We start from the raw sequence: 12,262 nt of genomic DNA, 5'->3' as shown, positions 1-12,262 counted from the left end.
TTACCTTTTTTTATTAAATATAAATTCACAAATAAAAAAGATGACCAGTCCCGCCATTAAAATATAAAATGAACTATTTAAAACAGCATTGTTTATGTATGAATAGATAGAATGTGCAAGTAGGGTAACCGAATAAAAGAAAAATCCAAACTGCGCAGCTTTTTTACTATTTCTTTTTTCAATGTCTGTCATTTTTTTAAAAAACAAACTATGCTCCCCCTCTCCTCAATTTTCCAGTAAACTATTTCGGATAAAACTCGTCAAAGGAATAATTTTAATAGAATTTCTTAAGTGGCTCATATAAATATCAACTGGATTAATAGTCCCGATCGGACCTATATCCACTACCCTTAATAAATCCGCTTCAATTTCCTCTGAAATTAAACTTTCAGGCAATAGCCCGATACCTAAACCTTCCTTAATTAATTTTATAGCAAAAATAACATCCTTTATTTTGTTGAATTTCTTTATCTCGTACTCGTTATTTAACCATTCAACTACAGGAATATGTTCATTTAAATAACCTATATAAAGCGGATGCTCATTAAAAAGTGCTTTAAGCTGTAAATCCAACTGCTTTTCCATAAGCTGTAATTTAGAAGAATATACCAGTCTTAATGGTGAACGGTCAATACGCTCCGAATGAAACTCTTTAGAAATAAATTTGTGTAAACCTAGTGCTACATCTATTTGTTGTCCTTTTATTGCACTTTCTAACTGTACCTGATCTTCCATAACAATTTCTACAATGTATTGTTGATGCAATTCAATAAAATCATATATTCGATCTAATAGATTCGTATACAGCAAGGCGGGTGAAACTGAAATTATTAATGGAACAGCCGGATTTAGTGATTCAAGGTGAATTTCTTTTGTACTCGCTTCTATTTGAGCCACAAGTTTTTTGGCCATAGGATAATATTTTTCACCAATTGCAGATACCTTAACCTTTGTATGTTCCCGGTGAAACAATTGAACCCGTAAATGCTCCTCCAATAACTTCATATGTACAGTGATACTTGGTTGAGAAATAAACAGTTTTTCTGCTGCTGCTCGAAAGCTCCCTTCTTCGACAACTGCTATAAATGTTTTTAGCCACTTGATATCCATGTTCATCACCCTCTTATTAAGATTAATAATCAAATACATTAAAATTCATTAATTCCGTTAATTGTAAGTCTATTATACACTGTAAGCAATACACGAAATGAGGTGTTTCAAATGGAAAAACTAGTCGCCGCTTTCGGACGTTTCGCCAGCCATGAAGCAAAAAACAATAGTCAACTTTACGAATATTGGTGTAAAAGGATTATGACAAATGAGCAACTATTAAATCTCATTATGCATATTCCGGAGACGCAGCCAAAGCCTAATTTATTTTTTGGGTCTGTGCAGTATTTATCAGTACAAAAAGAAACCCCTTTGAAACGAATATTCGAAAGTCCTTTCGAAGTGGATTTGGAAGCAAGCTTTCAATTACTCATCGATTTCTGTTTAACACATTCAGATGAACTGTTGCAGTTGTTTCATACAAAATCCGTTCAAACAAACGAAGTACAGCGGGCCAGCTATCTTTTCCCGATTTTCTCGGAAATAGCCGAAGAAGTGGAACTTCCGTTAACATTATTGGAAATCGGTACAAGTGCAGGACTTTTGCTTAATTTAGACGGGTATCGGTATGAAATCGAACAAGAACCGCCGATCTCATTTGGTAATGAAAATAGCCCTCTCACTCTTTTTGCTAAAAACTACGGCACTTCTATAACTTCTGTAAAAAACTTGGACATTTTATACCGCATTGGAATCGATTTAAATATTATAGATTTACAAGATTCCGAAGAATATTTATGGCTGAAAAGTTTAATTTGGCCTGAACAAATTATACGGAAAGAAAATTTAGAGAAAGCAAGTGCGATTCACCGGCAATATTCAAAGCTTTTACTAACTGGTGATTTTAGAGAGCTTATTCCCCCTTTATTTGATACTCATGAATTTAAAGGTAGCCAGATTATTATTTTCCACACACATGTGGCAAATCAGTTTCCCGCAAAATTAAAAACGGAATTGCTGACAATGCTGCAGCAACTAAGCCATATTCAAAGCATTTATCACATTTATAACAATATGGATGATGCTGATTTACATGTGGATTACATTGCCGGTGGTGTAATTCAATCCGTCAAATCACTAAAAGATACAGACGGGCATGGGAAGTTTTTCAGCTGGAATTAAAACCTTAAATAGTAATTATTACGATTACCATTGACAAGCAAGGGTCAACTATATAATATTATAAATCGTAACAGTTACTATTTAGGAGGTAAGTTATGAAAAGGAAATTAAATTGGTTAAGTATGCTGGCATTTAGCTTCATGCTGGTAGGTTGTGCAGAAAGTTCCGACGAAAAGGAAAATACGGCTTCTATTGAAGTAAAGGGAGAAGCTGTAAAAGAACATGAAAATCAACAAGAACACGAGCATGACCATGAACATCAGCATGAATCCGACGAGGAACAAAAAGAAATTTACAACGGCTATTTCGAAGATGAACAAGTACAAGATCGTCCATTAAGCGATTGGGCCGGTGACTGGCAATCGGTCTATCCTTATTTGCAGGATGGCACATTAGATGAAGTATTTGAACATAAGGCTTCCCAGGATAGCAGCAAAAGCTTTGAGGAGTTTAAAAATTATTATGAAATAGGCTATAAAACAACTACCGACCGTATTGTAATAGAGGATAATTTTGTTACATTTTATGATCACGGTCACGCCCACAAAGGAGAATATAAATATGATGGATTTGAAATTTTAACGTATGAAAAAGGTAATCGCGGAGTCCGGTTTATTTTTAAACATGTGGGAGATGAAAAAGGAGTACCTGCTTATATTCAGTTCAGTGATCATATTATTGCGCCTCAAAAATCGGGGCATTACCACATCTACTGGGGTGATGACCGTGAAGCCTTATTAAAGGAAGTAACGAATTGGCCTACCTATTACCCTTCGCAATTGGATGGCCATGAGATTGCACACGAGATGATAGCCCACTAATATAGTTCATTAGAAATCAGCAAAAAACAACCATTTGCCCTTTGAGGAAATGGTTGTTTTCAATAATTTTTTAAATTTATCTATCTATTTTTCTAAATAAAGATGAAGAGTGCCATCCAGTTCCAATACACTTTCAGGCTCCGGTAACTGCGCTTTTACTGTCTCACCTTCACCATGTACTTCGATCTGATAAGGATATTCCAACTCCATAATTTCATTAACTGGTACACCTACTAAATCAGGTACACGCTCTGTAATTTTATCACCCCAACGATATTGCTTTTCTAATTGACCTTCCCGATCTTTTTCTATTCCCAAAATAGGTGCAATATCTTCAATAATCTGTCCAACAATCGGCGCTACAATTGTACTGCCGAATACCAATTCCCCTTTTGGACTATCAACCGCAACATATACGACAACTTCCGGATCATTTGCTGGTGCGAAACCAATAAATGATACAATATAGTCCCCATCTTTATAACGTCCATTTTCGACTTTTTGAGCAGTACCCGTCTTCCCTCCGATTCGAAGTCCATCCCGGTAAGCAGCTCTCCCTGACCCATTTGCTACAACAGACTCCAGCGCATCTCTTACTATTTTGGAAGTCTCCTCACTGACCACATTACGTTTTAAGTTCGGTTTATTTTCGATAACCACTTCTCCACTTTCCGGATTATAGACTTTTGAAACAACATACGGTGTAAACAGTTTTCCACCATTTACCGCAGCAGCAACTGCTTGAACTTGTTGAATTGGTGTCACCGAAATACCTTGCCCAAAAGAAGTGGTGGCATGTTCAACTGGTCCAAATGCCTCTTCAGAAAATAAAATACCAGACGCTTCTCCGGCAATATTAGAACCTGTTGTTTTACCGAACCCAAAATTCTTGATGTACTTCATTAACTTGTCAGCACCTACTCGTTGCCCAAGCTCGATAAATCCTGGATTACAGGAATTTTCCACGACTTGTAAAAACGTTTCCTCTCCATGACCATCGCGTTTCCAACAGCGAAGTCTCACACCTTCCACCATTGTGTAACCTTTATCAAAATAAGTATCCTTTTCCAGATCCACTACATTTTCTTCAACAGCGGCACTCAATGTTATAATCTTAAAGGTTGACCCTGGCTCATAAGTCATCCATACCGGCAAATTTCGATTGTAAATGGATGATTCTACTTCTTCAAACTTTGATGGATCGTATGTAGGATATGAAGAAAGCGCTAAAATTTCACCAGTTTTGGGATTCATCGCAATAGCTAGTGCCTGTTCCGCATTATATTTTGTCATAGCTTGTGACAGTTCCCGTTCTATTACTTTCTGAACTTCTAAATCAATTGTTAAACCTACCGTTGCTCCTTGCTTCCCTTCCCGCCATTCATCATTCACATGGGGTAATGCCTTCCCTTTTGCATCCGTAAATAACTTGATCGCTGCATCTTTTGAAGTTAATAGTTTATCATATTGATATTCAATTCCTGCAAGTCCTTGTGAATCATATCCAGTAAATCCGACTAGTCGGGATAACAAGTTACCGTACGGATAACTCCTGTCATAATCTACACCACTATAGAGTCCGTCAATTTTCAATTCCTGAATTTTAACCGCCTGTTCGTATGAAATATTTTTCGCTTCTGGTGCAAGTTTGACCAGGTAACTTTTAGAATTCATTTTTTCGTATAATCTTTTTGCATCCAAATTTAGTACATCTGCAATTTGATTGGCAGCTTCTTCGATATTATCATTCTGTGTTGGCATGAAATACAGTGTTGGAGCCAATTCGTTTGTAACAATAACTTCACCGTTACGGTCCGTAATTTCTCCCCGTTCTGAAGTAAACGGAATTTCCCGATCCCAATTCGTTTTTGCAAGTTCAGTTAGTTTATCATGCTGAATAACCTGCACATAAAACAGTCTTATAAAAACGATAACGCCGAAAAGTATAAAAGCCGAAAAGATTAACCTCAATCTATTTTTAGAAATAGTTGAAATCCACTTCAAAAAATCACCTCAATATTCACGTTATGAATAAAAGCGAATTTCTATTCAAGCAATAATAAGTGAAACCGTTACTTAGAAAAATTTAAAATACTCATCTTTCTATTTATTTATATATAATTTACAATAGATATAGCTTATAAAATACATATATATGATAGTTTATAACTATAATAAAGCGAGGCGTTCTTAATGGAATTACGACAGTTAGAGTATTTTTTAATGTTATGTGAAGAGATGCAATTCACAAGAGCAGCTGAACGGCTTAATATTGCACAGCCAACTTTAAGTCAACAAATTAAAGTGCTCGAAAATGAAGTAAATACCCCATTGTTTCACCGGATCGGCAAGAAAATCACCCTTACGGAAGCTGGTCAGATCCTTTACCGCCAAGCACAAACAATCTTTCAAACATTGCATACGACGAAAATACAAATGCAGCAATTGGCTTCACTTGAAAAAGGGATTCTTCGTATTGGCGCATTGCCCGGTGAATTGACCAATATTGTGTCAGATTTAGTATTAAAGTTCATGCATAAATTTCCGCATATACAAGTAACCGTTACTTCCGGTGAAGATATTCATACATTATTGAAGAACAATAAAATCGATATCGGCTTTTCGTTTTCACCACTGATTGAAAACTACGATGAGCAGTTTGTGGAAATCCCTTTATACACTGAACAGTTCTGTTATGTAGAAAGCAAAGACAGCGCTGCACAACATGAACCCGTACAATTGCGTGACATTCTAAACGAACCACTTGTTTTGTTTCCAAATGCCCACCTGTGCCGGCGAATTTTAAATGCTGCGGCTAAATCGGACAAGTTATCGATTGAGCCGAAGTTTGAAACATCGAGCATTCCCGCTATTTTTCAATTTGTAGAGCAAGGTCTTGGTGGAACGATTGTAGCCAAAACATTGTTTGACCTTCACGTGTCGGATAAACTGCAAGCTCATATCATTCAGCATCCTTTACTGGAAAGAGAAACATTGCTGATCTATCAAAAGGAGCGCCTGCAATCTCCTGCTTTTAAAGCATTTCTTGATTTATTGGAACCTGCGCTGACAAATTATCAGTTGTCTTTTTCCGCCAATTCATTGTGAGGGGCTATTCGGTAGTCCCTTTTGTCTTTTATTAAGAGCGGAGAGCGGCTGTCGTTGGGCGGTTTTCTAATATATTTGGAAATCTTCTAATATATTTTTATTTGTTCTAATAAAACGCCGATTTTCTAAAATATCACCCGTTTCTTCTAATAAGTGTTCGGATGTTCTAATATCACCTTGGGATTTTCTAAAATCTCTCCAACTTTTTCTAATAACCGCTATTTTGTTCTAATAAAATCCCAAGCCAAGTACTTTTCTATCGCACCCGCCGAAAAATAGTGGTCGGCACGCTTTTTTTCTAACCTCTATGGTAGATTTTCTAATATCCCTCCGATTTTTTCTAATAAACATTCCTATTGTGCTAATAAAATCCAAAGCCAACTCCCCCCCCGCTCCTCCCTAACCGAATAAAAAAAAGCAGCACCTCAAAAATCGAGATGCTGCCCCACAGTCTTAAAATTATTTTTTCTTAATTGTAATTGTCCAAGAAGCTTCGCCTAACTGCTCGTAGTTTGTCACTTCATGACCGTCTTCTGCTGCCCAGCGTGGAATTGATTCCGTGCCTTGAGTACAGTCGAATTGTACTTCCAGCTCATCGCCTGTGTTTAACTCTTTAATTGCTTCTTTTGCTTCTATTAACGGAAACGGACAAACCATCCCTAAAACTTCTAATGTTTTTTTCATATTAATTCTCTCCTTAAGCACGCGATACTGCACGTTTTTTTGATGGACGCACAAATACGAAGTACGATGCTGTCCATGTCCCCAAAATCATGAATACTAAAGCTACCCAACCTGACCAAGTCATCATAGCTGTCATAACAAGACCGTTCCCGATTGAACAGCCGCCTGCAAGACTTGCGCCGAATCCCATTAAAATACCGCCGCCAGAGCTTCGTACAACTGTTTTTGTATCGGGTGTACGTAAACGGAATTCACCGCTCATTTTAGCAGCAAAGTATGAACCGAATAAAATACCCATTACAAGGAATACACCCCAGTTAATGATATCTAAATCCCCAGTTACTAAAAACTGCAGAATGTTCGCTGAAGGTGTTGTAATCCCTAAACCGAAAATACGTCCTGATGCGGCACTTAACGGCCAAGCCAATGTTGCGACCAAACCGATTAAAGTTGCTGTCACATACGGATTCCAGCGTTTTTCGAATAAAATATGTGCCAAGCCTGTTTTCTTAGGTTTCAAGCCTGGAATTTTCACACGTGGTTTGCGTAATTCACGGTAAACAATGAACGCCACCAATGCAACAAATGGAATGACTAAAAACCAGACATTAATGCCAAATGTATCGGCAATTGAATCAGTACCTACTACCGGTGTACGTGCATCAACTGTAAATTGTGCTAATGGACCTGACTTCATAATAGCTGCCATCAACATGTAAAATGCTAATGCTATCCAGCTTCCGATTAAGCCTTCACCTGCACGATACCAAGTACCTGTAGCACAACCGCCTGCAAAAATAATTCCAATACCGAAAATAAACGCGCCGGCAATTGTTGCCCACAATGGGAGCTGCCCTGCTGTATATTCAAACGCCCCTGCCTCAATCAGTAGAAATACACCTACCGCTTGAACTGCAATGGCTACTAGTAAAGCATAAAACATACGATTATCTTTTGCGATGTACATATCCCGGAAACCACCTGTTAAACAGAAGCGTCCACGTTGCATCACAAAACCTAAAAGAGCACCACAAAGGATACCCGTAATTGCCATTTGCAACAAAATAATTCCTCCTATTTATAAAACCAAGTTTATCAATAGGGATATAATATAATATAATACTACTATAATACAAGTATTTTGATTGATATTAAGATAATCATATAGTTTTAGTCGGTTTTCTTGTTTAAAGGACAGAAATGAACGATTTTTATTAAAGGATATTCAACAACAATCACTTCTATTTTAAAGTTCCTTTTCCTAAAATCATGAGTAACGGCTTCGTTAATCGTTCATACTAGCCCGAACTTTTTCAGGAATCATTACAACTTTTGTTGTTAAATCAACCGAACCAAAACTTTCATCGATACATTCATCCCAGTATTCCAGATGTTTTTTATCGATCCAATGTGCGGAATCTTCTACATCCAATCCACCGTTTCCTTGCACAGAATAATAGTATAAATATTCTTCACCATTCAAATGTTCATGAAAAATTGTTTCCACAAACATCTTTTCCCCCTCCAGTGTTACGAGTACATCTTCCATATGATTGTTTAAAAAATCAAGCCATTCCATAACTTTCGAAGTTTTCCCTTCTTTCACACGATATCGTGTCAACTCCACCTTCATCTCGTGCCCCCCTATTTTTTCACCCAATACTCCGAACCATCGTCATTGCGCTCCATAAAGCCGTACTCAATCAGATGACGGCGCAGCGATACAAAATCATCATGAACAGTCTTTAAAATTTCATTTACCTCTTTTTCATGGTAGTGTTTACTCTCTTCAAAACGCTTTAAAATATGTTGCAGGATAATAAGCTTTTTCTTTTCCTTACTTGGAATTGTTTCAATCCCGGCGTCCAATCCGTTTTTAAAATAGGTAGTCAGCACTTTTTCACGTTCCTTCTGTTCAATACTGTAACGTTCGTCCACTTGCCTCGCTCCTTTATGAATCTGATAATGTTCAGGGTTTTTCATTAACTGCATAAGTGCAACAAAAATTTTCGCCTGTTTTTCCTTTTCGCGAAGTTTAAACCGATGCTGGCGAACTGTTGATACACTTGAAACATTGCTATCATTTACAATTTCCTGATCTGTTTTACCTTCGAAAAAATGCTGCATCATTTCAATTTGAACATCTGACAACCCGCTTACTTTTTTATCTAAAGCAAGCAAAGCGTGAAATGGTGAAATATGTGCGCGCTCAATATGCTTTTTAATCATGCCTTCCGCTGTTAGAAAACGTTCGTCGTAAGGAAAAACTTCATCCAAATGATAGGATTCTCCACAAAACAAACATTGATATCGTTCCTGTTTCATTTCATATCCTTTTATAAGTGCTTCCGTTGAAATATTTTGAATTTCCAAAAATATCACCTCTGTAACATTTATAATATATGTTATTGTATTTGTAAACGTTTTTATTTTTTGTTTATTAAATATAACTAATTCACCTTTTTCAATTTCTTCGCGGAAAAATCGAATTTATTGTATCCTTGAAGCAAATTGGCTTTACTTCAAGACAGGTTTTTCGGAGGTCAATGCACTCTGGAGTTATTTGTTACAGGAATAAAGAGGGTTGAATTTCCAATCAATCTATGCCATACTACTAGTAATTTACTGGAAAGGAAGTTGAATGGCTGATGGATAAATAATTCTATTTTACACGTAAAATGTATACGCATTTTCACATAAAATAGGATTAGTCTGCCCATTTATACTTCCTTTAGCGAACTTAAAGGCTTATTTACGTATGAATACTAATCCTTCTGACTTTTTCAGAAGGATTTTTTATATATCGATATCTTTGTGAATGCGTATACTTTCAAATCAACATTTGGGGGTATGCATATATGCCGATAGAAATGAAAAACGTATCGTTCAGCTATGACTTGCTGAATGAACCATTATTTAACAACATTAATATAACGATCGATAATTCCTGGAAACTCGGACTAATAGGACGCAATGGTCGTGGAAAAACAACTTTATTGCGGTTACTGCAAAACAAATTACCTTACAGCGGAACGGTTACGAGCGACGAAGAATTTCAATATTTTCCCCTTGCCATTCGTAATTCAAAAGTTAGTACGTATTACGCAATTGATGAAGTAATGCCTGTAGAGCTATGGAAGCTAGAGCGGGAATGTCGGCTTTTGTCGCTTGATCAATCGTTGCTATGGGCGCCCTTTGAGCAATTATCAGGCGGTGAACAAACGAAAGTAATGCTTGCGGCCGTCTTTTGTGGAGAAAACCGTTTTTTGCTGCTCGATGAACCGACGAATCACCTGGATACGAAAGGCCGATCCATTGTGGCAAACTATTTGAAAAAGAAAAAAGGCTTTATTGTCGTCAGTCATGACCGGCATTTTATTAATGAAGTAGTGACGCATATTTTGGCGATTGAAAAAAGCCGGCTGAGCCTATACAAAGGGAATTTCTCCATCTATGAACAGGAAAAAAAGCTGCAGGATGAGTTTGAACTCGAGCAAAATCGCTCATTAAATGCTGAAATAAATCGCCTGCAAAAAACGGCGCGGGAAAAATCGAACTGGGCCGCGCAACGCGAAAAACCTTCTGGCAATGATCCATTTGGGAATGCTATTGCAAAGCGCATGAATAAACGGGCAAAGGCGATTGAAAAACGGACACAGGAGAAAATTGAAGATAAAACAAAACTGTTAAAAAATATCGAGACGGTAAGCGATTTGACGATTAACTGTCAATATAAGCATCGGAATCCTGTGCTTCGAATGAAAAACTTTACGTTAAGTTACAGTGACCAACCGCTGTTCCATCCTATTTCCTTTGAACTATTCCAAGGAGAGCAAGTTGCTATTGTCGGACCGAACGGCAGCGGGAAAACATCACTTGTTCAATTTTTACAAGGAACATTTTCCGGTACCGCTAATGGTGAAATAATGATGCCGCAAGGGTTGAGCACAAGTATAATTCGCCAAAATTATGAGGATAACCGGGGGATATTAAAGGATTTTGCTTCGGATCATGAAATCGACTACACCTTATTTTTGAACAATTTACGTATTTTCGGATTTAACCGTGATGTTTTTCAGGTGCCTATTGAAAAGATGAGTATGGGTCAGCAAAAGAAAGTCGAATTCTCAAGGTCGCTCGGACTCGAAGCTGAATTTTATATTTGGGACGAACCGCTCAACTATTTGGACGTCTTTAACCAGCAACAAATCGAGAAAATGATCGCTCACTTTAAACCGACTTTATTATTCGTGGAGCATGATGCAACATTCGTAAAAAATACAGCAACGAAAGTTATTGAGCTCATCCCTTATCATTAAATTAAGAAAGGAACATTCCTTCATCTATTATGATGGAATGTTCCTTTTTGTACTATAAACAAAACAAATCATATTCCTTTGACAGATGCATCAGAAACTCGATGCCCGCCACACTATTGCCGACTTGATCAATTGCGGGTCCATAGATGCCGATTCCAATTGGCCCTTGCAGCTGTTCAATTTCTCCATTACGCACAACGGCAATAATTGCACCGGATACTCCGCTTTTGGCTGGTAATCCAATGAATGCCGCAAATTTTCCGGACGCATTGTACATTCCGCATGTAATCATTAATGCTTTCGCAATATTAATGACTCCCTTATTGCAAATAGCTTCACTTTCTTTTCCATTCGTCGCAAAATAAAATGCTATTTTCGCTAAATCCGATACATCTACTGAAATCGAGCAAAGCTGTAAATACACTTGAAGCGCTTCTTCCACATCGGATTTCAAAAAACCGTTCGCCTGTAATATATAGGCGATTGCGCGGTTATAATCAGCCGACTGGTATTCCGAAAAATACACTTCATTATTAATATGCACTTTCTTTCCGATAATTTGTTCTAAAAAAGTCGTCACAGATTTCACTTTTTCGAACATTGTCTCACCTGGAAGTAACGAGGCAATTGTTATTGCTCCTGCATTAATCATCGGATTGAACGGCTTATTATTATGGCTCTCCAGGCGGACGATCGAATTAAATGAATCTCCTGTCGGCTCCACATCAACATAGTGCATGATTTCCTCTATCCCGTGATAATTAGCAGCAACCATAAAACTGATTACTTTCACGACACTTTGAAGCGTAAAAGTTTCTGTACAATCCCCTAATTCGATTTCATGTTCTGCACTTAGTAAACTTACAGCAAATAAATCACCATTTGCTGCAGCAAGCGCCGGTATATAAGATGCGACCTGACCATTATCTGTCCTTTGCTTTGCCTGTTCATAAATCATTTGTAATTTATTCATTGGACACTAGTTGCTGTAACTAGCTGCTCACCTCCCTATTTTCTATCATATACGCTATATTTATTATTTCCTTTTTTCCATTCGAATATATTGTATAATTTTAACATATACCGAAAACTATAAAT

At 37.3% G+C, this 12,262-nt stretch carries 12 protein-coding genes; 4 read left to right on the top strand and 8 right to left on the bottom strand.

What is annotated here, in order from left to right:
• Both MHB58_RS06940 and MHB58_RS06935 read right to left on the bottom strand, forming a co-directional pair.
• Window positions 1-207 (bottom strand): hypothetical protein, encoded by a 207-nt coding sequence (locus MHB58_RS06940; RefSeq protein WP_065217186.1) that lies wholly within the window; start codon window positions 205-207, stop codon window positions 1-3.
• An 18-nt stretch (window positions 208-225) separates the two neighbouring features.
• Complete coding sequence (locus tag MHB58_RS06935; protein WP_065217187.1) at window positions 226-1,110, bottom strand: LysR family transcriptional regulator; 885 nt, start codon at window positions 1,108-1,110, stop codon at window positions 226-228.
• Window positions 1,111-1,221: 111 nt separating this feature from the next.
• On the opposite strand from MHB58_RS06935, the gene MHB58_RS06930 reads away from it, so the two are divergent.
• Window positions 1,222-2,232: a DUF2332 domain-containing protein gene (locus MHB58_RS06930; protein ID WP_340734894.1), complete on the top strand. Its 1,011-nt coding sequence runs from the start codon at window positions 1,222-1,224 to the stop codon at window positions 2,230-2,232.
• A gap of 95 nt (window positions 2,233-2,327) precedes the next feature.
• Window positions 2,328-3,053, top strand: a complete 726-nt coding sequence (locus MHB58_RS06925; protein WP_340734893.1) for a metal-binding protein ZinT — start codon at window positions 2,328-2,330, stop codon at window positions 3,051-3,053.
• Window positions 3,054-3,137: 84 nt separating this feature from the next.
• On the opposite strand, the gene MHB58_RS06920 is transcribed toward MHB58_RS06925, so the two are convergent.
• The gene (locus MHB58_RS06920; RefSeq protein WP_340734892.1) at window positions 3,138-5,057 is read right to left on the bottom strand and encodes a penicillin-binding transpeptidase domain-containing protein; all 1,920 of its coding nucleotides are present in this window, start codon (window positions 5,055-5,057) and stop codon (window positions 3,138-3,140) included.
• Window positions 5,058-5,246: 189 nt separating this feature from the next.
• Here MHB58_RS06920 and MHB58_RS06915 point away from each other — a divergent pair, with 189 nt between their 5' ends.
• Window positions 5,247-6,161, top strand: coding sequence for a LysR family transcriptional regulator (locus MHB58_RS06915; protein WP_340734891.1), 915 nt, complete (start codon window positions 5,247-5,249; stop codon window positions 6,159-6,161).
• A gap of 459 nt (window positions 6,162-6,620) precedes the next feature.
• On the opposite strand, the gene MHB58_RS06910 is transcribed toward MHB58_RS06915, so the two are convergent.
• The 4 genes from MHB58_RS06910 to MHB58_RS06895 all read right to left on the bottom strand — a co-directional run bounded on the left by MHB58_RS06910 (window position 6,621) and on the right by MHB58_RS06895 (window position 9,227).
• Complete coding sequence (locus MHB58_RS06910) at window positions 6,621-6,845, bottom strand: sulfurtransferase TusA family protein (protein WP_008404823.1); 225 nt, start codon at window positions 6,843-6,845, stop codon at window positions 6,621-6,623.
• 13 nt (window positions 6,846-6,858) lie between these two features.
• Window positions 6,859-7,908: a YeeE/YedE family protein gene (locus MHB58_RS06905; protein ID WP_340734890.1), complete on the bottom strand. Its 1,050-nt coding sequence runs from the start codon at window positions 7,906-7,908 to the stop codon at window positions 6,859-6,861.
• 222 nt (window positions 7,909-8,130) lie between these two features.
• Window positions 8,131-8,478 (bottom strand): DUF6176 family protein, encoded by a 348-nt coding sequence (locus MHB58_RS06900; protein WP_340734889.1) that lies wholly within the window; start codon window positions 8,476-8,478, stop codon window positions 8,131-8,133.
• A gap of 11 nt (window positions 8,479-8,489) precedes the next feature.
• Window positions 8,490-9,227: a DUF2087 domain-containing protein gene (locus tag MHB58_RS06895; RefSeq protein WP_340734888.1), complete on the bottom strand. Its 738-nt coding sequence runs from the start codon at window positions 9,225-9,227 to the stop codon at window positions 8,490-8,492.
• Window positions 9,228-9,703: 476 nt separating this feature from the next.
• Between MHB58_RS06895 and abc-f the strand changes: the two genes are divergently transcribed.
• Window positions 9,704-11,164 (top strand): ribosomal protection-like ABC-F family protein, encoded by a 1,461-nt coding sequence (gene abc-f, locus MHB58_RS06890; protein ID WP_340734887.1) that lies wholly within the window; start codon window positions 9,704-9,706, stop codon window positions 11,162-11,164.
• A gap of 52 nt (window positions 11,165-11,216) precedes the next feature.
• Here the strand turns inward: abc-f and glsA are convergent, their stop codons facing one another.
• A complete protein-coding gene (glsA, locus tag MHB58_RS06885) occupies window positions 11,217-12,137 on the bottom strand; it encodes a glutaminase A (protein ID WP_340734886.1) in 921 nt (306 codons plus the stop codon).
• Window positions 12,138-12,262 lie beyond the last annotated feature (125 nt).

The organism is Solibacillus sp. FSL K6-1554 (genome assembly GCF_038005185.1).
GTDB lineage: Bacteria > Bacillota > Bacilli > Bacillales_A > Planococcaceae > Solibacillus > Solibacillus silvestris.
This window is presented reverse-complemented; position numbering and strand designations above follow the sequence as displayed.

What these genes read in the sequence shown, in the direction of transcription:
- MHB58_RS06935 (WP_065217187.1), bottom strand. Translation starts at nt 1,110, where the DNA reads ATGGATATCAAGTGGCTAAAAACATTTATAGCAGTTGTCGAAGAAGGG.
- MHB58_RS06930 (WP_340734894.1), top strand. Translation starts at nt 1,222, where the DNA reads ATGGAAAAACTAGTCGCCGCTTTCGGACGTTTCGCCAGCCATGAAGCA.
- MHB58_RS06925 (WP_340734893.1), top strand. Translation starts at nt 2,328, where the DNA reads ATGAAAAGGAAATTAAATTGGTTAAGTATGCTGGCATTTAGCTTCATG.
- MHB58_RS06915 (WP_340734891.1), top strand. Translation starts at nt 5,247, where the DNA reads ATGGAATTACGACAGTTAGAGTATTTTTTAATGTTATGTGAAGAGATG.
- MHB58_RS06910 (WP_008404823.1), bottom strand. Translation starts at nt 6,845, where the DNA reads ATGAAAAAAACATTAGAAGTTTTAGGGATGGTTTGTCCGTTTCCGTTA.
- MHB58_RS06900 (WP_340734889.1), bottom strand. Translation starts at nt 8,478, where the DNA reads ATGAAGGTGGAGTTGACACGATATCGTGTGAAAGAAGGGAAAACTTCG.
- abc-f (WP_340734887.1), top strand. Translation starts at nt 9,704, where the DNA reads ATGCCGATAGAAATGAAAAACGTATCGTTCAGCTATGACTTGCTGAAT.
- glsA (WP_340734886.1), bottom strand. Translation starts at nt 12,137, where the DNA reads ATGAATAAATTACAAATGATTTATGAACAGGCAAAGCAAAGGACAGAT.